The sequence below is a fragment of the Plantactinospora sp. WMMB334 genome (assembly GCF_049179095.1).
Taxonomy (GTDB): Bacteria; Actinomycetota; Actinomycetes; order Mycobacteriales; family Micromonosporaceae; genus Plantactinospora.
This window is the reverse complement of record NZ_JBMHME010000002.1, coordinates 8,269,627-8,291,765: the sequence shown is the minus strand read 5'-3', so window position 1 is coordinate 8,291,765 and position 22,139 is coordinate 8,269,627. Positions and strand designations below refer to the sequence as shown.

Below are 22,139 nucleotides of genomic sequence, written 5' to 3'. Positions count from 1 at the left end.
GCCGTATCGACGAGGTTACTCTCAGTCTATTTACCTACGCCTATCCACCGTTCGGCTCACTACCCTGGTCAGTGGCGGCCAACGGGAGGAGACGCCGGTGGAACTGCGAGGCCCGATCTCCTGGCGGATCGGCATCCGCAGGCAGGAATTCCTGATCGACTGCGCACTGTGGATCCGGGCGAGCGAGCGGATCGAGGTGCCGGCGCACCGGCTGGTGCCCGGTCCGCTGGACATCGACGAGCTCCCCGAGCCGACCCGGTCGGTCGAGCACGTGCCGGGCACCGAATGGCTCGGCTGGTGGCTCTCGCTTGTCGACCCGGCGGGTCAGCGCCCGCAGCCCCGCGCCGGCCTGGAGCCCGCCGACGACACCCCCGACCCGCTCGGCCTGGCACCGTGGCCGACGCTGCGCCGGGTCGTCGCGGAACGCTGGCAGGAGGCCCACGGGTGGCACTCCGCCCGCCGGCAGGACGCCCTCCCCCGACCCGGCCCCGGCAGACTGGTCGTCAACCGGGTGGTGGACGAGGTCGAACAGTCGCTGGGCCGCTCGGTACGCCCGTTCCGCCTCGACATCGTGCTGCTTCCGGTACGCGACGACGTCATCCGCCGGGTGGACCACGAGCGCTACCTCGTCCCGGAACGGGTGCACGACAGTCCACGCTGGCCGGTCTGGCTCCGCGGCCTCGTGCAGCGGATCGGCTGATCGGGGCGGCCCCTCCTCAGCCGGACCGCCCACACCCGGCACGGGGGACGGGCGGCGCCCGGGAGCGGGCGCCAACGTTCGGGCGCTCGGCGTTGTCCCGGACTCCGGAGAGTCCGCCGGTCCGAACACCGCGACCGGCGAGGGGTAGGGTGCCGCCGTGGCGAATCTCTGGAAGGGCGTGACGGCGACGGTCAACCGGGTGGCCCGGCGCAGCCCCAGGCCGGCCCCCGGCCCCATCCCCGCCCAGCTCGCACGGCGGCGCCAGGTCACCGCGTTGCAGCGCCGCGAGCTGGTCTACGCACCCGAGCTCGACGGGCACGCCGATCCGGGCGAGATCGTCTGGACCTGGGTGGCGTACGAGGACGACCCCCGGCAGGGCAAGGACCGTCCGGTGCTGGTGGTCGGGCGGGTCAGCCGGACACTGTTCGGGTTGATGCTCTCCAGCAAGAGCGACCGGGACGGCCAGCGGCACTGGCTCGCGCTCGGCCCCGGCGAGTGGGACCGGGACAACCGGCCGAGCTGGATCCGGCTCGACCGGGTGCTGACGATGCGGGAGGACAGCATCCGGCGGGAGGGCGCGATCCTCGACCGGCCCCGCTTCGACCGGGTCGGCCGCGCCCTCCGCACCGGCTACGGCTGGCGCTGACCTTGCGTGCAAGGAGGGGGCCCTTCTTATCGTTTTTTGTATAAGAAGGGCCCCCTCCTTGCACCGCGGCGCTACTGCTTGAGGTAGCTGTTGTAGAAGACCGGTGTGCCGAACTGCTCGGAGATGATCAGCCCGCCGACCTTGGCGCCGCTGACCATGAACGTGTTGTCCTGGAAGAGCGGCACGACCGGGACGTACTTCTCCATGATCATCTGGTCGACCTTGGCCCACTCCGGCCCCGCCTCGCCGGCCGGCAGGTTGCTCACCCGGTCGATCTCGGCGTTGACGTCGTCGGCGTTGAAGTACGACACGTTGGAGTTGCCCTGCGGGCCGAGCTTGCGGCCGTCCCAGAGCACCGGGATCGTCGAGACCGCGCTCGGCCAGTCCGCCGCCCAGTTCGACAGGTAGATGTCGTAGGGGTTGCCCCGGGTCCGGGCCGTCGGGTTGTGGTCCTCGACGTACTGCACGGTGACGTCGAAGCCCGCCCTCTCCAGGCTCTGCTCGACGATCGGCGCGGTCTGCTGACCGAAGGCATTGGTCCGGGACATGAAGACCAGCTTTGGCTTCTGGCCGCCGAGCAGCTCCTTGGCCTTCTCCGGGTTGCCGGTCGGGCCGCCGTCGTAGGGGTTCGGGTAGTTGGTCTGCCCGATGGTGGTGTCGGCCAGCAGGGTGTGGGTCAGCTTGCCGGCGGCGTCGCCGCCCTGGGTGGTGAGCAGCCCCTGCTTGTCGATCGCGTACGCGATCGCCTGCCGCACCTTGACGTCCTTGATCCGCTCGTTGTTGATGCTCAGGTACCAGACGGAGGGTGCGGTCTTACGCAGCACCCGATCGCCGAGCGAGCTGTCACCGAGCACCTGGTTGACCAGCGCCTGCGGGATCTCCTCCCAGGCCACGCCGCCCTGGTCGGCACCCTGGCCGGCGAGCACCCGCTCGGTGGCGGCGGTGTCGTTGGGGCCGATCTCGACCTCGATGGTGTCCGGGTAGGCGTGCCGCAGCGGGTCGGTCCTGGCGTCCCAGTTCGGGTTGCGCTCCAGCACGAACCGGGTGTCCGGCACGTACTCCTTGATCTTGTATGGCCCGGAGGAGACGACCCGGCGGTCGTACTCGGTCTTGGTGTCCTGGGCCTTCGGCACCGGCACCGAGGTCGGCAGCGAGAGCGCGAACGGCAGGTCGCAGTGCGGCTTGGCGAAGGCGAAGACCAGGGTTCGGTCGTCCTTCACGGTCAGCCCGGGGACGGTGTCGCTGCCCGAGGTGTACGGCCCCTTGTAGTTCGCGTTGTAGGTCGGGTTGTCGGCCAGCCACTCCTGGATGTAGGTCGGGCCGCCGTCGATGCTCTCCTCGAAGGAGCGGGCGATCCCGTACGCCACGTCGGCCGCCCGGATCGGCGAGCCGTCCTCGAACTTCACCCCCTCCTTGAGGGTGTACTCCCAGGTCCTGCAGTCGTCGTTGACGTCCTTGCCCGGGTCGGTGGCGAGGTCGCCGACCAGCAGCACGTTGCCGTTGCCGTCCTCCTTGAAGACGGTCAGGGTCCGGGCGAACATCTGCTGGATGGACATGCCGAGGAAGGTGTAGGTCCGCTGCGGGTCCAGGTGCTCGAAGTCCTCCTCCTTGTAGAGCTTCAGCACGCCGCCAGCGGTCGCCCCTGGCACCTCGGCCGCCGGCCCCTGGGAGTCCTTCGGATCGGTCGCGATCGAGCTGGTGAACTGCTTGCCGCCGCCGTTGTCGGAGTCACCGTTCTCCCCGGTGTTCTCCGAGCAGGCGGCCAGCGCACTGGTCGCGAGCACGAGCGCGGCGCTCGTCGCGGCCATCGCGAGCCTGGGTCGCATAGGAATTCCTCCTGGTCTCGTTCTCGCAGGTCAGAATCGAATCGGCGTTGATCTGTTGAAGGAAATATTCACTCAAGCTGACCTGAAGGTAAGTTTCATAGCAGTAACGATGGGACAACGTTTCCGCAGCCGCCACCGGCACACCATCTGCCGGTCATCCGAGCCGGACCCGGGGGTCGACGACCGCGTAGAGCACGTCGACCAGGACGTTGGCGGCGACGACGAAGACGGCGGCGAGCAGCACCGTCGCCATCACGATCGGCATGTCCAGGTTGAGCGCGGCGTTCAGCGCCGTCCGGCCGAGCCCGGTGAACCCGAAGACCGTCTCGGTGATGACCGTGCCGCCGAGGTAGGCGCCGAGGTCCAGCCCGGCGATCGTGATGATCGGCGTGATCGCGGCGCGCAGCGCGTGCCGGCCGTACACGGTGATTTTGGCCAGTCCCTTGGCCCGCGCGGTCCGGACGAAGTCCTCGGAGAGGGTCTCCAGCATCTGCGCCCGGGAGAGCCGGGCGTAGGTCGCCGAGTTGAGGAAGCCGAGCGCGAACCAGGGCAGGATCATCGCGGCGGCCCAGGCCAGCGGGTTCTCCGTCAGCGGGGTGTAGCGCGGATAGCTCAGCAGGCCGGTCTCGTAGACCAGGCCGATCAGCAGCAGCGGCCCGAAGAGCAGGATCGGCATGGAGGCGCCGACCAGCGAGGTGCCGACCGCGAGCCGGTCGAAGACGGTGCCCCGGCGCAGCGCCGAGACCATCCCGATCGAGATGCCGAGCACCAGCCAGACCACGGCGGCGCCGAAGACGATGCTCAGGGTCACCGGCAGGGTGCGACCGACGATCCCGGTCACCGGCTCGTCGCTGCGGAACGAGAAGCCCAGGCAGGGCGCCGGGCAGTCCCGGGCCGTCTCGCCGCTGCCGATGGTACGGCCGGCGACGATGCCGCGCATGAAGTCGCCGTACTGCACGACGATCGGCTTGTCCAGGCCCATCCGGCGCTCGATCATCTCGATCCGCTCGGGACTGCAGACGTTCTTGCTGTCCCCGCACATCAGCTCGGCCGGGTTGTTGGGCACCGCGAAGAACAACCCGAAGGTGACCACACTGACCGCGAGCAGGGTGCTCAGCGCCAGCAGCACCTTCTTGACCACGAACCGCAGCACGACGACGCCTCCTTCCTGCCCGCCCTCGGACTCGACTGCCTACTCGACTATCTGTTTCGACTACCTGCTCGACTTCGGGTCGAGCGCGTCGCGCAGCGAGTCTCCGAAGAGGTTGAACGCCAGCACCAGCAGGAAGAGCGTGGTGCCGCCGACGATGGTGAAGCTCGGCACGTCCCGGATGTAGCGGACACTGTCGTTGATCAGCCGGCCGAGGTCGGGAGTCGGCTCCAGCACCCCGATGCCGAGGAACGACAGCGCCGCCTCCGCCGTGATCAGCGCCGGCACGTTCAGCGAGAAGGTCACCAGGATCGGCGCCCAGAGGTTCGGCAGGAGCTGCCGGAACAGGATGTGCCCCAGGCCCGCCCCGGAGGCCCGCGCCGCCTCCACGAACTCGCGCTCGCGCAACGAGAGCACCTGCCCCCGGACCAGCCGGGCCGAGATGGTCCAGTTGAACAACACGAAGATCGCCACCAGCAGTGCCGGCCGGAACCAGGACGCCACCTCGTCGCGTGGCCCGTAGAACTGGTTGACCGCGAGCGGCACGAAGGCGAAGCAGAAGATGTAGAACGGGAAGGCCAGCGCCAGGTCGATGACCCAGGTGATCGCCGCGTCGACCCAGCCGCCGACGTAGCCGGCGACGATGCCGATCACGACGCCGAGCGCGATCGTCAGCACCGCGGCGGTGAAGGCGATCATCAACGAGGTACGCAGCCCGTAGACGACCTGGATGAAGATGTCCCGGCCGATCCCCGGCTGGATGCCGAACCAGTGCTCGCCGGAGACCCCGGCGTAGCCGAGCGGGAAGCCGTTGCGGTCCAGCCGTTCCGGAAAGCGCTCCTGCGGACCCTTGCCGTAGAGCCGGGCCACCAACGGCGCGGCCGCCGCCAGCAGGACGAAGAAGACCAGCGTGGCGCCGCTGACCAGCGCCACCCTGTCCCGGCGCAGCCGCCGCCAGGCGAGCTGCCCCGGCGACCGCCCGACGAACCCGTCGCCCGCCGCGACCGGTGCCGCCCCGGCCTCCGGTGCGGCGGCACTGTCCGGCGGCGACCCGGCCGGCAGCATCCCGTCCGGACCCGGCCCGGCGGCGGGAGCCGGCGGCACCGGATCGACTCCCGCCGCCACCGCCCCGGCCTGGGACGCCATCTGCTGCTCGCTCATTGGTGCAGCTCACCCTCCTCCGGGAAGTGGCAGGCCACCGCGCCGGTCCGACCGGGATGTCCGGTCAGCGCCGGCTCCTCGGCCGCGCAGATCTCCTGCGCCTTCCAGCAGCGGGTCCGGAACCGGCAACCGGAGGGCGGGTCGAGCGGCGTCGGCACGTCCCCGGCCAGCCGGATCCGCCCCGCCGGCCCCAACGTCGTCACGTCCGGCACGGCGGAGAGCAACGCCCGGGTGTACGGATGCTGGGGCCGCTCGTAGATCTCCGTCCGGTCACCGGTCTCCACGATCTTCCCGAGGTACATCACGGCGATCCGCTGGCAGAAGTGCCGCACCACCGCGAGGTCGTGCGCGATGAAGACGAAGGCCAGCCCCAGCTCGCGTTGCAGGTCGCGGAGGAGGTTGACCACCTGCGCCTGGATCGAGACATCCAGCGCGGAGACCGGCTCGTCGGCGACGATCAGCTTCGGCCGCAGCGCGAGCGCGCGGGCGATCCCGATCCGCTGCCGCTGCCCGCCGGAGAACTCGTGCGGATAGCGGTTGTAGTGCTCCGGATTCAACCCGACCAGTTCGAGCAGTTCCCGGACCCGCTGCCGCACCCCGCCGGGCGGGACGATCCCGTTGACCTGCAACGGCATCGCCACGATCCGGCCGACGGTGTGCCGGGGGTTCAGCGACGCGAACGGGTCCTGGAAGATGATCTGGAGGTCCTGGCGCAGCGGGCGCAGCTCGCCCCGGGAGGCGTGCGTGATGTCCCGCCCCTCGAAGACGATCCGGCCGGCGGTCGGCTCCAGCAGGCGTACCAGCAGCCGGCCGGTGGTGGTCTTGCCGCAGCCCGACTCGCCGACCAGCCCCAGGGTCTGCCCCGCCCGCACCTCGAAGTCGACCCCGTCCACCGCGCGGACCAGCCCGGCGCGGCGGAACCCGGAGCGCACCGGAAAGTGCTTGGCCAGCCCGGTCACCGACAGCAGTGGCCCGGCGGCGGAGTCGGCGGGGTCGGCGGGGTCGGCGGGCAGCGGCGCCGCACCGGCCCGCTGGTCCAGGCTCATCGCGCCACCCCCACCTGGGCGATCTCGTCGGCGTAGTAGCGCTGCCGGTCGGCCTCGGGCAGGTGGCAGGCGACCAGGTGACCCGGCTCCGCCACCGGCAGCAGCTCGGGGACCTCGGTGGAGGCCCGGCCGCCGGTGCGGTCGGCGTAGCGGCAGCGGGGGTGGAAGGCGCAGCCGGCCGGCCGGTGGATCAGGCTCGGCGGGTTGCCCGGGATCGGCACCAGGTCCGCGTCCGCGTCACCGTGCAGCGACGGCACGCTGGAGAGCAACCCCCAGGTGTACGGGTGCTGCGGCCGGCGCAGCACCTGCTCGACGCTGCCGTGCTCGACGGCCCGGCCGGCGTACATCACCAGCACGTCGTCGGCGACCTGGCTGACCACCCCGAGGTCGTGCGTGATCAGCATGATCGCCGAGTGGAACTCCGCTTGCAGGTCGGCGAGGAGGTCGAGGATCTGTGCCTGCACGGTGACGTCGAGCGCGGTGGTCGGCTCGTCCGCGACCAGCAGATCCGGGTCGTTGACCAGCGCCATGGCTATCATCACCCGTTGCCGCATGCCGCCGGAGAACTCGTGCGGGTACTGCTCTGCCCGGCGGCCCGGCTGCGGGATGCCGACCCGGTCCAGCATCTCGACGGCGCGCCGCCACGCCGCCCGCCGGCCCGCCTCCCGATGGTGCACCCGGTACGCCTCGGCGATCTGCCGGCCGACCGGATAGTAGGGGTGCAGGGCGGAGAGCGGATCCTGGAAAATCATCGCCACGTCCCGGCCGCGCAGCCTGCGGCACTCGGCGTCGGGCATCCCGACCACGTTCCGCCCGCCGACCAGGATCTCGCCGCTGATCTCCGTACGCCTCGGGTCGTGCAGGCCGAGCACGGCCAGGCTGGTGACGCTCTTGCCCGACCCTGACTCCCCGACGATGCCGAGCGTGCGACCGCGCCGCACGGCGAAGGAGAGCCCGTCGACCGCGCGCACCACCCCGTCCTCGGTGCGGAACCGCACCCGCAGCTCCCGCACCCGCAGGTACGGGTCGGCCTCCGGAGTCGGGTCGGCTGCCGGGGCGTCGTCGGCCTCCGGGGTCGGGTCGGCCTCCGGGGCTGGGTTGGCCTCCGGGCTGCCGGACGACGCTGCCGTTTCCGCCGTTCCCACCAGCGCCCTCCTTCTCCTGCTCCGTCACCCGTTCCGCCGCTCACCGCCCGGTTGATCTGCGCCAACCCGAGGGAGCGTGAAGGTAACCTACAGCAGAGTTTGGAGGCTGAAAATAAGCTCCATGTGTCGATCTCCGGCCCGCCGGGCTCCCCCGGCCGGCGGTCCGGCACATCACCCCTATTCAAGTAGCTCCGGTCCGCCCCTGTCGACCCCGCCCGGCTCCCCGGCACCGTCCCGATCGCCGCGGATCCGGCCGGCGATCCGGCGTACGTCGTCGAGGGTCTTCGGGCCGGACGGCGCCGTCGCCACCGCGTCCTCGAAGAGGGTCACCGCCGCCCACTCCTCCGCCGGGCAGCCGTCAGGAGCACAGGCGGGACACGTACCGGCCCAGTGCGCCGCCAGGAGGCGGCGCGCCGCGTCCAGGATCTCGGCCGACCCGCCACCCTCAGCGGGCATGGCGGCGCAGCACGTCGAGCCGGACCATCAGTTCGACGCAGGGCGGATGCGGCTCGACGGACTCCCACGAGCAGGTCGGATGGTCGTGCCCGGTGACCCAGACCCAGAGGTGGCCACCGTCCTCCCGAGTCACGCCAGCATGGACCTTCGTCACGGTCATGTCGCAGTACGCGGTGCAGGGCAGGTCGTGGAGGTGGTGCCAGTCCCCGGCCCGGAGCCGGAGCAGAACACCGGCCGGCAGTTCGGGGATCTCGGGCGGCGGGACGTGCGGCGGCTTCGTCATCGCGCCGTCACCGCTTCGGCCCCGGCACCCGCACCCACCGGCGACCGTCCCACCGGTAGTCATGCACCCGGCGCTGCCGCAACCAGATCCATCCTCGAGTTCTCGTCAACATCGCTCCTCCTTCGTCTCGAACGACAATGGTGCTGGTAGGCGGCCACCGATGTTCGGTAGTGGCGCGCCACAGCCAGCCAACTCCCCCGCAGCAGACGCCGGGAGAGCTCGAATGAGGACGAGTGGTGTAGCGACTCCACACTCCGTGTGAACAGCACACCGTTACCCTGTACTGGTCCTTTCGTAGAAGCGGGTGATGGATGGAGCCGAACATCCTGCTCAATGCGCTCATCCATGAGGCAGGCATGTCCCGTGCTGGTTTGGCTACCCGGATCAACCGGCTCGGACACAACAGCGGCAAGCCCACCCGCTACGATCACACGTCCGTAGGCCGATGGATGAAGGGGCAACGCCCACGCGGCTACGTTCCCGAGATCATTTGCGAGCTTCTCAGCGAGCGTCTGTCGCGACGGATCACCCTCGAAGACATCGGCATGGGGCGGCCGGACAGCACGCACGGTGCGCCGCTGTCGGGCTTCATCGCCCGCGCCACCGCACTCTGGCGCTCGGACCAGGAGGGCCGCGACCTTACCGACACACCGCTCATCGCCGGGCTGAACGCTGTCGCGCCCGTCTGGGAATGGGAGAACCCACCTGACGACACCGATGTATCGCGGCCGTCGGGTCCCCGCGTCGGAGCTGAAGATGTCACCATGCTCCGAACCGCCCGCCGACATTACGAATCGATGTATCGGCAAGTCGGAGGGGTCACCACCAGAGTTCGTGTGGTGAGGTTTCTGGTGGAGCACACCGTACCGCTACTGCGCGGCTCCTACAGCGACCGGACAGGCCGCAACCTGTTCCGAGCAGCCGGCGGGCTGGCTGCCATCGCCGGGCTCTGCGGGTACGACTCTGACGCTCATGGCCTCGCACAGCGCTACTTCCATCAAGCGCTGCGGCTGGCCAAGGCGTCCAGCGATCGCCGGTTCGGCGGATACGTCGTCGCACTGTTGGTCAACCAGGCGATGTTCCTGAGAGAGTACCGGCAGGCCATCGGGTTCGCCGAGGCAGGGCTCCGCAGCGCCGGCTCCCATATTTCTCCGGCGCTCAGAACCGATCTGTTCGTGATGCAGGCAAAAGCGTTCGCCGGCATGAAGGCCGTCAGGGACGCACACCACTGCATGGCGCTTGCCGAGCAGACGGCGACGCGGATCCGCCGAGAAGACGAGCCGCCGGAGACGGAGTACATGCAGCCCGGCCTCCTGGAGGCGCAGCTTGCCGAAGCGCTCATTAGCCTCGGAGACCTGGAACCGGCCCGGGAGTACGCCGAGGAGGCGGTCCGTGCGCAGGGAGTGTCAAGTTAACGGCTGATCTTGGTTTTTGAAATGGTCAGTGGTTGGCCGGGGTGAGCCGGCCCTCGAAGGCGATCTGGAACGCGTTGAGAGGTGCTTTCCAGCGCATGGTCCACCGGCGGCGGCCGTTGCCGGTGGGGTCGAGGCTCATCAGCGCCATGTACACACACTTGAGCGCGGCCTGTTCGTTGGGGAAGTGTCCGCGGGCGCGGACGGCCTTGCGGATGCGGGCGTTGACGGACTCGATCGCGTTGGTGGAGCAGATGACCTTGCGGATCTCGACGTCGAAGGCGAGGAACGGTACGAACTCGGCCCAGGCGTTCTCCCACAGCTTCACGATCGCCGGGTACTTCCGGCCCCAGGCCTCGGCGAACTCCAGGAACCGCTCCGTCGCCGCGTCCTCCGTGGGCGCGGTGTAGACCGGCTTGAGCGCTTTGGCGATCTTCTCCCAGTCCTGTCGGGCCGCGTAGCGGAACGAGTTACGCAGCAGGTGGATCACACAGGTCTGCACGATGGTGCGCGGCCATACCGCCTCGACCGCTTCGGGTAGGCCCTTGAGTCCGTCGCAGACGAGCATGAGCACATCAGCGACGCCGCGGTTCTTCAGCTCGGTGAGCACGTGCAACCAGTGCTTGGCGCCCTCGCCGCCGTCGCCGGCCCACAGGCCGAGGATGTCACGATGTCCGTCGACGGTGACCGCCATCGCCAGGTAGACGGGCCGGTTCGCAACCTTCCCATCCCGGATCTTCACGTTGATCGCATCGATGAACACGACCGGGTAGACCGAGTCGAGGGGCCTGTTCTGCCACTCGGCCATCCCGTCGACGACCTTGTCCGTGATCGTCGAGATCGTCTGCTTCGACACCTCGGCGCCGTACACCTCGGCCAGGTGCGCGGCGATCTCCCCGTGCGTCAGCCCCCGGGCCGACAACGACAACACGAGCTCATCCACCCCGGACAACCTGCGCTGGCGCTTGCGCACAATCTGCGGCTCGAACGTCCCCGCGACGTCCCGCGGAACCCGCACCTCGACCGGACCAACATCGGTCAGCACCGTCTTCGCCCGGGTGCCGTTACGGGAGTTCCCGGTGCCCTTGCCCGCCGGATCATGCTTGTCGTAGCCGACGTGGTCGGTGATCTCGCCCTCCAGAGCGGACTCCAGAACCCGCTTGGTCAGCTGCTGCAGCAGGCCGCCCTCACCGGTCAGCTTCAGCCCCTCACCGCGTGCCCGGTCCACCAGCAGCGCGATCAACTGCTCATCCGTGGCCGCATCCACCGACCCGCCTGCCGGCTCCTGCTCGATGGTGGTCTCGGTCGTCATCTGGCGCATCTCCCTTGATCAGCAGATCCGCCGTTAGTTGTACACACCCTCAAGAGAGCGGCAGCGGCGTTTCGGTGGGATCGACGACCTGGTCATCAGCCTGACGGCGAAAGGCCTGACGACCGGTGAGGTGGCCGCGCATCTGGCCGAGGTGTACGGGGCGCAGGTGTCCAAGGACCACATCTCCACGATCACCGAGCGGGTGATGGAGTATCAGGCGGAGTGGCAGTCAAGGCCCCTGGACACGGTCTATCCGGTGATCTTCATCGACTGCATCCATGTGAAGATCCGTGACGGTCAGGTCGCGAACCGGCCGGTCTACGTCGCCCTGGCCGTGACCGCCGACGGTGGCAAGGACGTGCTCGGGCTGTGGGTCGGTGACAGCAACGGCGAGGGCGCGAAGTTCTGGACCCGGGTGCTGACCGAGCTTAGAAACCGTGGCGTGGCCGACGTGCTGATGGTCGTCTGCGACGGGCTCAGGGGCCTGCCCGACGCGATCGGCGTCGTCTGGCCGCAGGCCGTCGTGCAGACGTGTCTGATCCATCTGCTGCGCAACTCGTTCAAGTACGCGTCGAAAGCCGATTGGGGCCAGATCGCCAAGGACCTCAAGCCGGTCTACGGCGCACCGAGTGACTCGGCCGCTCTCGACGCGTTCGCGGAGTTCAGCGAGAAGTGGGAGCGCAAGTATCCGGCGATTGTCCGGCTCTGGGAGAACGCGTGGGCGGAGTTCACTCCGTTCCTGCAGTTCAGCCCCGAGATCCGGAAAATCGTGTGCAGTACGAACGCGATCGAGAGCCTCAACGCCCGGTTCCGGCGCGCGGTCAACGCCCGCGGGCACTTCCCGACCGAGAACGCCGCGCTGAAGGTGCTCTACCTGACCGTGTGCGGCCTCGACCCGACCGGTAAGGGCCGTACCCGCTGGTCGAACAAGTGGAAAGCCGCGATGAACGCGTTCGACATCGCCTTCGACGGGCGCCTGACCGCAGCACAACGTTGACAACCCAAAGATCATCAATCTAGAGAATCCTAATTACACCTTTTAGGTGACACACCCTACGGAGTCTGCCGACGCACCGTGACCGCCTGCGTGGCCGCATTGATCGCGATCTGCTGAGTGCCCTGATGGTCCGGATACAACCACGTCAGATTGCTGATGCTGGAGGCGCCCGTACGACTGGCACAGATCGTGCCCGCGAAACTGTAGTAACGGGTTCCGGTGTTGACGCCGCCCTCACGGCGGATCTCCTGCCCCGGCAGATACAACGTAGTCCCCGTCGCATCACGCCGGATCAACCGTTCGCCGTTGGCATCGGAGATGTTCGTCTCGACTGTCTGTCCACCGCTGCTGACGGTCGCAAGCCTGCCCTCGGCATCCCACCCCAGGGTTTGACTACCCGCCGCCGTGGCGCAGTCGTTCGCCGCCGTCCCCGCCGGCCGACACGTCGTGTTGCCTGCCTGGTCGTACCCATATCGGGACACCACCGCCGACTGCCCCGGCATGGTCGTGGTCATCGCCGTCACCGCGTGGGGCCGTGCCACACCCGCACCACCGGTCGGCATGGCGTAACTACGGGTGGTCTCACCAGCTGCGGTATGACTGGTCTCAGTCAGCCGCGAACCGGTCTCGTCGAACGTCCAGTCATGCCAGTACGGCGCCGGGCCACCCAGATCGGCAGCCGTCGGATCCGCCGCACAGTCCACTCCGCTCTTCGGCGTCCAGGCCGACGCCAACCGGCCCAGAGAATCGTGCCGGAAACACTGCCGATCAGCCTGTCCCACATGCGGGGTCTCACTGATCGAGGTGACGTTTCCCGCGTCGTCATAGCTGTAGTTCCGGTCGGAGACGGTGCCGGCGACAGTTTCCCGCTCCACCGTGGTCCGGGTGACCCGTCTGGTCGCCTCGTCCCGATAGACCAGGTCCTGGGTGTAATCGCCCCCCGGCATCTTGTAGATGGAGCCCGACCGCTCGCCGTAGGCGGTGTAGGACGCGGTCGCCATCGTCCCCGCAGAACCGGTGAGGCTGGTGTCCAACCGGGTCGGCATGCCCGTCACCGAGTCGTAGTCCGTCGTCACCTGCTCCGTGACGAGGCCACCACCGGACGGGTACGACATTGACGTCGTTGTGCCCGTATACGGGGAGTAGACGTACGAGTAGTTGTAGCTGGCACCCAGGCCTGTCTCCACCGCCGGGATGACATAGATGATTCCACTTGGCTGGTACCGGTTGTTGAACTGGCCCACTTGCCAGCGGTAGGCGTTGCTCGACCCCGCCGGCTCGTACCGGATCGCCTGCGCCAGGTGCCCCCTGAAGCCGGGCTGTCCGCTGAAGAGCGTGTCGTACTTCCACTCCGCCCGCAGCGCACCAGTGGCCGAGTCGTCGCGCAGTTGCGTCCTGCGGCCGATCTGGTCGTAGACGTACCAGAGGGACTCGCCACGGGCGTCGGTTGTCTTGACCAGCTCGTTGTAGTCGTTGAACGTGCTGGTGGTGACACCCTTGTCCGGGTCGGTCGTCCGCCACAACCGGCCCCGGATGTCGTACTCGTTGATCCACTCGTTGCCGGCCGAGTCGACGCTCTTGACCAACTGGTCCCTGTGGTCGTAGACGTGCCTGGTCTCCTGGTACGCACCCGCTACACCGGCCGGCGTGGTGTGCTGGCGGACCCCGATCGTCCGATCCTTGATGTCGGTCACCGTCGTGGTGGGGGTCGCCCCGGCCGGCGGGGTGACCTTCGTGAGATCACCCTCGTAGGCGGTGACGGTGCGCCACTTCTCGATCAGGTTGGTGACCCCGTCACCGGCGAAGAAGATCTCGTTGGTGGGCCGCGACGCACGGTCGAAAAGGGTCTTCGACACCGCGGCCACCGACCACTCCGGCTCCCACCAGAGCGTGCCCGCGGGCGCGCCCGGCTCGGCGTGCGCACCGTAGGAGACCGCCGGCCGTCCGAACTCGTCGTAGATGGTGTCGGTGACCACCCGGTCGCCGCTGCCGGCCAGCGAGATGGACTGCGTCTGCCGGGGACGTAGCAGCGCATCAAGGATCTCGATGGAGGTGATGTAGTTGCCGTCAGGGTTGATCGTCAACGACCGGACGAACGGGTAGGCGTCGCGGCCTGTCGCGAAGGTGTAGTAGTACTGCGCCGACGGCTGGTTCGGGTTCGTGGACTTCGACCAGCCGAAGTCCCACACCTTGGCGACTCGCCCCAACGGGTCATACTCCGCCTCTCCGGTGTTCTTCCCGTTCTGGTCGGTGCCCTTGACGGCGGAACCCCAGTACGGGTTGTACTCCTCGCTGGTGACCCAGTTGAACGGCGCCGGGCCGGTGGTGGTGGCCTTGGTCACCGGGCCGCCGACCGTCGGGGTGTAGGCGGTGGTGGTGACGTTGCCCTTGATGTCGGTGCTGGTCAACTGCCGACCGGCGCTGTCATAGGTGGCCTGGGAAATCGTCTGCCAGCTCGTCATGGTCTCCGGCGACCAGTCCTTGAGCTGCTCCGACTTTGTCACGGAGCCGAACTTCGGCGCGGTGTCCGGGCTGGCCGCACCGTCGTAGGACTCACGCCTGTCGCTGATCAGATGGTCCGCGCTGGTCGGTGGGGTCTCACAGGGCAGCGCCTTGACGGTGGTCTGCTTGACCAGTTCGGTGAGGTTCTTGGCAAGGTTTCGGTTGTAGGCGTATGTGGTGCACGTCTCGTCACCGCTCTCGCTGACGTCTCCGTCGTCCTGGGAGTAGTTGATCGTCCCGTAGGTGTGGTCGAAGACTTGGCGACCACGGGAAACCCGCCAGCCACGACTTCCGTCGACGCCGAGGGCGGTGGCCGTGTAGGTGACCTGGGTGTCGGTGAACCGCGCCTCGACCAGGTCACCGTTGATGGTGCGGCTGGCGGTCGGATTGGATCGCCACGGAACGTGCACGACCTTGGAGACCGGCTTGGTGTCGACACCGTTGTAGGTGATCTGCTCACGGATCTGCCCGGCGAACTGGTCCTCGTCGTGGACCGTCTCGGAGCCCAGCGATGCCGGCACCGTCACCGTCCGGGTGCCACCGGAGGGGGCCGCCCGGTCACCGTGCATACCACGCATGAACCTGGTGACGGACAGGGTCCGGGTCGCCGGATCATCGCCGACCCGCGTATTCACCTGGGCGTACCCGCGCCACTGGCTCCACGTCTTCCGGTCCGGCTTGGACAACCCGTCGTCGTCGGCGTAGTGCCATGCCGGAGTGCCCACGTACTGGTACCAGGTGTGCTTGGACGGCGCCTGGTGCCCGCCGGTCAGTTGCACGTCGTCCTCGGCAACATGCTCGACCCGGTACTTGTGCCACCACTCGGTGACCAGCGCCTTACCGGTCGGGTCAGCCGGGTCCGGGACCTTGACCGGATAACAGCGTCTGGTGTTGGTGTGCGGGTCCAGCGTCTCCACCATCGCCTCGGTGCACTCCGGCAGGGAGTAGTCCACCTTGATCCGCGCGCCGGTCTCGGTGACGATGCTGGAGATCCGCAGCCAGTTGTCGGCGGTGCCGTGCTCGGTCAGCACTCGGTTCGGCAACGACTCCGCCTCGAAGGTCACCGGGGGCAGGTTCACCGTGCCGCCCACCAGGCCCGCGTGGTCGATCCGGTCCAGCCACAGGCCCTCGTGGGTGGCGTCGGCGGTCGCCGCAAAGGTGTGTGACAGGGTCCACGACTCGACGTTCTGCCAGGCCGGGGTGGCCTTGGTGGTGTCCCACACCCGGGTGGTGATCCCCTTCAGCCGCTTCGTGGTCCAGAACGTCGGTGTGTACTGCTGCGGGCAGGATGTCGCGGACGCCTTGCACTCCTGGTCCCAGGGAGTGTCCTTCCAACTGGACTTCACCGGGGCGGACTCGGTGCCACAGTTGGACGTGCACCGCATGTCGGTCTCGAACAGCACCTGCGCGTACGGCGTGACGCTGCGCTCGGTGACCTCGTGCGTCGCGGCCGTGCGGTCGTAGGTGCCGTAGTCGATCCGGGTCAGGTAACCGGACCGGTCGTACGTCACGTCGTCGGAGTCGGTGACGTTCCGGGCGTACTTGTTGGTCTCCTTGCCGTACCAGAAGGACATCGTGTTGCCGCGCACATCCACGACGTAGTCGAGGTTCCACCGCCACGCCTGCACGCAGTGGGAGCTGGCGAAGCTGCTCTCATGGCACGGCTCCCCCGAGTGGTTGCCGAAGACCGGGACGGTCAGGGTCGAGTTCGTTCGGCCGCTCTGCCCCGGCAGGCTGTGCAACCCGAAGAAGTACTGCGTGCCGTCGGTGGTCGTCACCTTCCAGTACTCGCCGACGTCCCCGTAGCCCGCGTCGCCGGAGTCGCCGTTCGACGCCCCGGTCAGCTTCTCGATCTTCGACCCGTCCTCGCTCCGGGAATGCCAGCCCCGACCCGTCTGGAAGATCAGCTCGCCGCCACGACCGTTGAGGCTCATCGTCGCGTTGTCGGACCGCCAGCACTGGTCGCCGCTGTTGCTGCCGCCGTTCGCCCCGTTCTTCGCATCCTCCACGCAGGGCACGTACCGCCGCTCGATGTAGCCGGGGGAGTAGTCGAACCCCTCGCCGATCCACGACGGCTGGTTGTTGGTCACCTCGGACCGGCCGTCGACCGACGAGGAGGAGTAGCCCAGCGCGATCGCCGGGACCGGGCCGGTCGCCGGTGGCGTCCGCATCGGGTAGTTCCAGGTGAAGTCCCCCGACGACCCGCCGGCCGACCACGTCGAGGAGGGCGCGAGGCTGGTAGCTCCGAAGTCACCGTCGCTGCCGGATGCGCCGGCCGCGAGCACCACGAGCGATCCGGCCGGCTCCGCCGCGGCGGGGCCCGATCCCCGGACGGCGGCCGGCGATGGCGGTGACGACACGGTCACCTCCGCCGACGCCACCCCCGCCGACGGGTCGTTCAGGGTACGCAGCGGCACCGACCCGCACGCCGGTGCGTCCGGGGTGGTCAACGCACACTCCGGCACCTGCCACAGTCGCAGCCGCGACGCCCACGAGCCACCGACCGCCTGCCGGAACGTGCTGTAGTCCACCGAGAGTCTGACCGTGCCACCGCCGCCGGCCCCGGCGGGCACGCTCGCCCGCAGCACCAGACCGTCCCGCCAGACCTCGGGGAGACCGTCGCGTTCGAGCATCTGGAGATCCAGGGCGGCGGGCGATGTCCCCGCCGTGCCGGCGACGGGCCGCACCCACACCGGCAGCTTCCCCGCCCGGACGCCCCGGCCGGCGGCAGCGGTCGCCGACAGGTCGAGCCGGTTGGTGGCCGGCTCGGGCCACACCGGTGTCGGCGCCGGATCGGAACTCACCCGCTGCTGCGGCCAGGCCCGGCCGGTCACCGGCCCGCCGTCGGTGTCGAGCTTCTCCACCGGCGCCGCCTCGGGCGCCCGCGGTGGGACGTCCGGCGCCGCCTGCACCGGGCCGCCCGGCAGCAGTGCCACGAGCAGCGCCGCGACCAGCCCCCAGATGGTTACCCCACGCCCGCCCCTGGCGGCGGCACCACTGCGGCGTCTGCGCCCCGATCCCCGCGCCGACCCAGCGAACATCAGCTGTTCCTCCCCACACCGAATCCGACGAACACGTCTTGAAGGCGCGTGCTGCTGGCTGGCATCCGGTCACCGCCGCCAGAGGATCTGACCATTGATATCGAGCAGCACGAGGTCCCCGTCGTCGCGAAGGACCAACCGGTCGGCTGCGCTCCCCCACGTCCCGGTGCTCCACAGGGCGACGCCGTCGATGTCGTAGAGCACCACGTTTCCGTCGGGCTGGAAGATCAGGTGTGCGCCGGGGTTGCCCGATGTCGCGGTCTCCCAGAGCGGATGGCCTGCCTGGTAGAGCACCAGGTTGCCGTCGTCCTGCATCAGCAGTTGGTAGTTGCCGACGTCGGAGCGGATGTACTCCGCCCCGGTGAGCCGCTCCCCCCGGGGAAGGGCGTTCGTCCCCGGGTTCACCGGGACCTGGGCGTTGTGCCGTTCGAACATCGCGGCGTCGCTCATCGCCCCCTGGAAGACCGCCACATCGTCGATCGCGCCGCTCCACTGGTCGATGACATTGCCGTGCCACAGCGTCCGCCCCACCAGCAGCGGGCCGGACGAACTCATCGGCCGGAACGAGAGTGCCCGCCGACCCTCCAACTCGCCGTTCACATAGAGGCGGATTTCGCTACGGCTCGCGTCGTACACACCCGCCAGATGTGTCCACACCCCCGTCTCGGGCACCGAGGTCGAACTGACTCCCGTCGGGACCGACGGGTTGACGTCCTCAACGCTGACGTTGAACTGCCATCTGCCGTCCGCCGAGGAGTACTTCAGCCAGGCGGCGCTCTCGTGCTCTCCTCGCTGAGCCACCGCGGTACGCATCCCGTCCAGGCGGTCCAGCATCACCCACGCCGACATGGTGAAGGAGTCGTCGGTACGCAGCACCGGCCGCTCCTGCCACTGCGTGAACTCCCTGCCCTCGCCGTCGGGAGGTGTCACACCCGTCTTCACCGCGCTGCGGGCGTACTCCTCGGACGGTTCGGTGTAGCCCTCCTCCGGGAAGTACTCGTAGTCGAGCCAGAGTCCGGAGCCGCTGACCGACCGTCCGGCCCCGATCGCCGCGCCCCGGGTCAACGCCAGCCACCGACCCCAACTCGGCACCGTATCGGGGGCCTGGCAGGTGTCTGCCAGGTCAGCTACGTAGCAGGGCCTTGCGGCCTCGAAGTCCCAGTTGCCGACCTGCGTCGCGGTCAGCATCCCTGGCTCGTTGAAGCCGCCCGAGAGTGTGTCGGTCGCCAGTTGGCCGGTGAAGTCGTGGGCCACCAGCACCCGGTCGAACACCTGCACGTCGGCGATGGCCCCGTTCCACCTGTTGGCGGCCGCGCCAGCGTCAAAGCTGTGGCCCACCACGGTCCGGCCGGATGCCAGCCACGGCGTCACACCGCGCTCCGCCTCCGCCGCCTGTTGACTGTTGACATACAGCCGGAGCTTCTTCTCCGTCGCGTCGTAAACGCCTGCGAGGTGCGTCCACCGCCCCACGTCGGCGGCCGTGATCGCAGTTGGGGAGATCGCCGCCCGGGTGGCGCTCGACTGAGCCGAGGTGTCCTTCATCACAAACGACCAGTACGGTGTAGACGGGCTGCCCGTACGCCGCACCCCCAGCTCGAATCCCGCTGCGTCGGTGCCGGCCTGCGCAAGCACCTTCATGTCAGCGCCGCTGGGAAGGACCCCGAGGCGGACCCAGGCGGCGACACTGAACGACTGGGTGGTGTCCACCACGCTGGAAGCGGTCGTCGCCGCCGAGGAGGTGCCGTTGAAGGATGCGGTCTGCGCGCCGAGCATCCGGACACCGTCGGCCCAGCTCACGTTCGTGACCGTCAACGGCGAGTCGGTCGGGGTCGGCCGCCCGTCGGCCAGCGCCGCTGGCTGGTCCACACCCGGATAGGTCTGCAGCCCCCACTTCGCGATTGGCGGTGCCGGCCGCCCGACGGTGAACTCGGCCGATCCGTTTCCCTCGTTCAACGTGGCGTCGATGGCCTTTACCAACAACACGTTGCGGCCAAAATTCGGCGCGGTCACGTCGACCTCGGCATATTTCGGACTCGTCCCCTGGGCCGTGACCTCCCTGGTCGCGGCGTCCCAGCCGTACCTGAACCTGGTGACATCGGAATCCGTCGACTGGAACCGGACCCTGCCCTTCATGCCAGGACCCGCAGGCACGGTCACCACACTCACCACGACCGTCGGCACCATGGTGTCCGCCCTGAACTGGCACCAGGCGGACCAGTCACCGGTCAGCGAGTACGGCGCCTTGTCGGTGCCCTTGGCCCGGAAGGCGTACGTCTTGTCGGTGGCGATCGACACCGCGTTACTTGTCGCGCGGGCGTTCGGAGTTACTCCGGTCTTGGCGGGCGGTGGGGTCCTGCGCGCCGGCGACGTGTTGGTCACCGAGCCCATCCCCCCGGAAGGCACCTCGATCCACTCGAACGTCCCGGTCAACGAGTCGCTCTTGTCTACGTCCGGGAAGACTGCGGAGAAGGTGGGGCTCACCGTGCCCACGGTCAGCACGCCGGACGCCGGACAGGCAACGCCGGCAACCTGCAGGCCGTTGGGCGGGCCGGGCTCGGTGTCGTAGTCCACATAGAGCTTCGCGTTGTTGGGGAAGAACTTTTTCCACCTGTTCTGGGTTGACTCGCCGGAACCGTCCGAGGCCCGGGCGGTGAACCCGACCGTGATCGTCGACCATTTCTCGTTCGCGGCGGTCTGCAGCCGGCTGGTCACGGTCGATCCCGAAAAGTTCATGATCATGTCGGGTTGGATCGAGTCGCAGCCGCCCGCCTCGTTCGCGTGGCCCGACGCGGAGTCCATGAACGCCTTCAGCGATAGCGACCACGACGCCTTCGGGGTGGCGGTGATCGCAGACGTCCAGTACATCGACGCCACCGTGTCGTCACAGGACCAGGAGTGGTCGAGCTTCATCTGCACGTACGCCGACTCGATGTGCTTGCCCTTCAGCGACACACCGTTCGCGGTCGTGGAGAACTCGAAGAACGACCGGTACAGCGCCCCCGTGTCCGGGTTCAAGCCCACCCGAGCCGCGCTGTGGTCGGTGTTCGTCGAACCATTGTTGGTCGCGTAGGCCCACTTCGTCTTGTAAACAGACCAGGCCGGGTCGACGTAGAGCGGAAAGTCCGCGTCCGGGGCGGTGAGGAGTTCCATGTCGGGACGCAGCACCAGGTCACCACCTGATACCTCCACCTCCACCGGCGCGACCCGCGCCGCGTCACCGGGCGCGGCGGGTGACGATTCCTGGCCGGTCGACGACGCCTGCGGTCCGGTCGGGCGTCCCGGCGCCGGGGCCGTGCGCGAGTCCCACATCACCGGTGGCTCCGCCGAGGCGAGCACTCGGCTGCCCACCACCGCTCGAAGCCGTCCATCTGGCTCGGGGAGCACCTGCGCATCCCCGCCGAGTTCGAACCGGATCTGCTGTCGGCCGGATTCGCCGCCGCGCCCGCCGTCTTGACGACGAGCGCATGGGTGAATCCCGTCCAGGTCGCCCGGACCACCAGGTCCACATCGGGCAGAACCTCTGGGTACGTCGCGGAGTCGGCGGAGACGACCGGCGTTGGGAGCGCACCACCCGGCCACGACACCGACAGCGACCGGCCCTCGCTGGTCAACGTCACCACGGGTCCAGAACCGCCGGCGGAGAACGTCACGTCGGCTACGGACGCGGCCGGCCGCCACCGACCGTCCCCGCCGGAGACAAGCCCCAGGTCGACGTCGACCCACCCGCCCGCCCGACGGACACGCTGTGGCACGACCGCGGACTCGAGCCTCAGCCACCCCTCCGGCTGCGCGACCACCTGTGCGAACTCTGTCTGGGAACCCTCCACCACCACCGGCTCGGCACAGGCGGCTGCGAGCGCGGACGCTGCGGTCTCGGTGTCGGCAACCCCGGTGCAGGCCGGGGCCGCAACGGCCGGCGACGATCCCGGAACCACCAGGCTGCCGGCCACCACCCCGGCCACCACCCACCGGGCCATACCCCGTCGCGGTCGCTGGCCGATGCCGTACCTCGAAGCCGAGCTACCCATCGCCACGGCGCCCGTCGACTCTGGACCCAACCGCCCCGACCCTGGCCCCCAGCTACGCCGCACCGCAACCCCCCGTGGTCGATAGATGACAGTGCGTCGATGACTGTACGGAGATCGAAGATCACGTGTAAAGAGGCCTTACAACTGGTAGTCACGAATCAGGCAAAGTTGTCCGACCATCCCGGAGGCCACCACGCACCGCAGCGTCCCGCCACCATGCGCCGGTCACCGGCGACATCGACTTCGACGAACCGGTCGTCGACGGTGCGGCGGTCCGGCTGGTCTGCGAGACCATCCCGCCGGCCGACGCCACCACCGACAAGGTGCTCAAGATGCACTACCACGCCACCGCCGGGATTCTCCGCGCCGCGGAGATCCGGCCGGAGGGGCTGCTCGCCGGGCGCTGACCCGGACACCTCGCATAGGGTCGTCCC

General features: G+C 68.8%; 11 protein-coding genes and 3 pseudogenes. 4 read left to right on the top strand and 10 right to left on the bottom strand.

Annotated features, from left to right (window positions below):
• Nucleotides 1-97 precede the first annotated feature (97 nt).
• Together ACN27G_RS36110 and ACN27G_RS36105 are read left to right on the top strand one after the other, a co-directional pair.
• Nucleotides 98-700: a hypothetical protein gene (locus tag ACN27G_RS36110; RefSeq protein WP_421497086.1), complete on the top strand. Its 603-nt coding sequence runs from the start codon at nt 98-100 to the stop codon at nt 698-700.
• 157 nt (nt 701-857) lie between these two features.
• On the top strand, nt 858-1,346 hold the full coding sequence (locus tag ACN27G_RS36105; protein WP_421497085.1) for a type II toxin-antitoxin system PemK/MazF family toxin: 489 nt from the start codon (nt 858-860) through the stop codon (nt 1,344-1,346).
• Between the two features lie 71 nt (nt 1,347-1,417).
• Here the strand turns inward: ACN27G_RS36105 and ACN27G_RS36100 are convergent, their stop codons facing one another.
• The 7 genes from ACN27G_RS36100 to ACN27G_RS36070 form a co-directional block, all read right to left on the bottom strand.
• The gene (locus ACN27G_RS36100) at nt 1,418-3,172 is read right to left on the bottom strand and encodes an ABC transporter substrate-binding protein (RefSeq protein ID WP_421497084.1); all 1,755 of its coding nucleotides are present in this window, start codon (nt 3,170-3,172) and stop codon (nt 1,418-1,420) included.
• A gap of 154 nt (nt 3,173-3,326) precedes the next feature.
• A complete protein-coding gene (locus tag ACN27G_RS36095; RefSeq protein ID WP_421497083.1) occupies nt 3,327-4,325 on the bottom strand; it encodes an ABC transporter permease in 999 nt (332 codons plus the stop codon).
• A 60-nt stretch (nt 4,326-4,385) separates the two neighbouring features.
• Nucleotides 4,386-5,483 (bottom strand): ABC transporter permease, encoded by a 1,098-nt coding sequence (locus ACN27G_RS36090; RefSeq protein WP_421497082.1) that lies wholly within the window; start codon nt 5,481-5,483, stop codon nt 4,386-4,388.
• On the bottom strand, nt 5,480-6,529 hold the full coding sequence (locus tag ACN27G_RS36085; RefSeq protein ID WP_421497081.1) for an ABC transporter ATP-binding protein: 1,050 nt from the start codon (nt 6,527-6,529) through the stop codon (nt 5,480-5,482). The genes ACN27G_RS36090 and ACN27G_RS36085 overlap by 4 nt, the downstream gene beginning before the upstream one ends.
• The gene (locus tag ACN27G_RS36080; RefSeq protein WP_421497600.1) at nt 6,526-7,677 is read right to left on the bottom strand and encodes an oligopeptide/dipeptide ABC transporter ATP-binding protein; all 1,152 of its coding nucleotides are present in this window, start codon (nt 7,675-7,677) and stop codon (nt 6,526-6,528) included. The genes ACN27G_RS36085 and ACN27G_RS36080 overlap by 4 nt, the downstream gene beginning before the upstream one ends.
• 174 nt (nt 7,678-7,851) lie before the next feature.
• Nucleotides 7,852-8,130: a hypothetical protein gene (locus ACN27G_RS36075; protein WP_421497080.1), complete on the bottom strand. Its 279-nt coding sequence runs from the start codon at nt 8,128-8,130 to the stop codon at nt 7,852-7,854.
• Nucleotides 8,120-8,413: a hypothetical protein gene (locus tag ACN27G_RS36070; protein ID WP_421497079.1), complete on the bottom strand. Its 294-nt coding sequence runs from the start codon at nt 8,411-8,413 to the stop codon at nt 8,120-8,122. The genes ACN27G_RS36075 and ACN27G_RS36070 overlap by 11 nt, the downstream gene beginning before the upstream one ends.
• A gap of 311 nt (nt 8,414-8,724) precedes the next feature.
• Here ACN27G_RS36070 and ACN27G_RS36065 point away from each other — a divergent pair, with 311 nt between their 5' ends.
• Nucleotides 8,725-9,828, top strand: coding sequence for a hypothetical protein (locus ACN27G_RS36065; RefSeq protein ID WP_421497078.1), 1,104 nt, complete (start codon nt 8,725-8,727; stop codon nt 9,826-9,828).
• 25 nt (nt 9,829-9,853) lie between these two features.
• On the opposite strand, the gene ACN27G_RS36060 is transcribed toward ACN27G_RS36065, so the two are convergent.
• Nucleotides 9,854-11,137: an IS256 family transposase gene (locus ACN27G_RS36060; RefSeq protein ID WP_421490881.1), complete on the bottom strand. Its 1,284-nt coding sequence runs from the start codon at nt 11,135-11,137 to the stop codon at nt 9,854-9,856.
• Nucleotides 11,138-11,189: 52 nt separating this feature from the next.
• Between ACN27G_RS36060 and ACN27G_RS36055 the strand changes: the two are divergent.
• Nucleotides 11,190-12,134 (top strand): annotated as a pseudogene (locus tag ACN27G_RS36055) (IS256 family transposase); the annotation flags it as partial.
• A 59-nt stretch (nt 12,135-12,193) separates the two neighbouring features.
• Here ACN27G_RS36055 and ACN27G_RS36050 read toward each other — a convergent pair.
• Nucleotides 12,194-17,563, bottom strand: a pseudogene (locus ACN27G_RS36050) (hypothetical protein); the annotation flags it as partial.
• A gap of 183 nt (nt 17,564-17,746) precedes the next feature.
• A pseudogene (locus ACN27G_RS36045) lies at nt 17,747-21,654 on the bottom strand (LamG-like jellyroll fold domain-containing protein).
• Nucleotides 21,655-22,139 lie beyond the last annotated feature (485 nt).

Coding starts and splice junctions, on each gene's coding strand:
- ACN27G_RS36065 (WP_421497078.1), top strand. CDS start 8,725: ATGGAGCCGAACATCCTGCTCAATGCGCTCATCCATGAGGCAGGCATG.
- ACN27G_RS36075 (WP_421497080.1), bottom strand. CDS start 8,130: ATGCCCGCTGAGGGTGGCGGGTCGGCCGAGATCCTGGACGCGGCGCGC.
- ACN27G_RS36100 (WP_421497084.1), bottom strand. CDS start 3,172: ATGCGACCCAGGCTCGCGATGGCCGCGACGAGCGCCGCGCTCGTGCTC.
- ACN27G_RS36085 (WP_421497081.1), bottom strand. CDS start 6,529: ATGAGCCTGGACCAGCGGGCCGGTGCGGCGCCGCTGCCCGCCGACCCC.
- ACN27G_RS36070 (WP_421497079.1), bottom strand. CDS start 8,413: ATGACGAAGCCGCCGCACGTCCCGCCGCCCGAGATCCCCGAACTGCCG.
- ACN27G_RS36090 (WP_421497082.1), bottom strand. CDS start 5,483: ATGAGCGAGCAGCAGATGGCGTCCCAGGCCGGGGCGGTGGCGGCGGGA.
- ACN27G_RS36060 (WP_421490881.1), bottom strand. CDS start 11,137: ATGACGACCGAGACCACCATCGAGCAGGAGCCGGCAGGCGGGTCGGTG.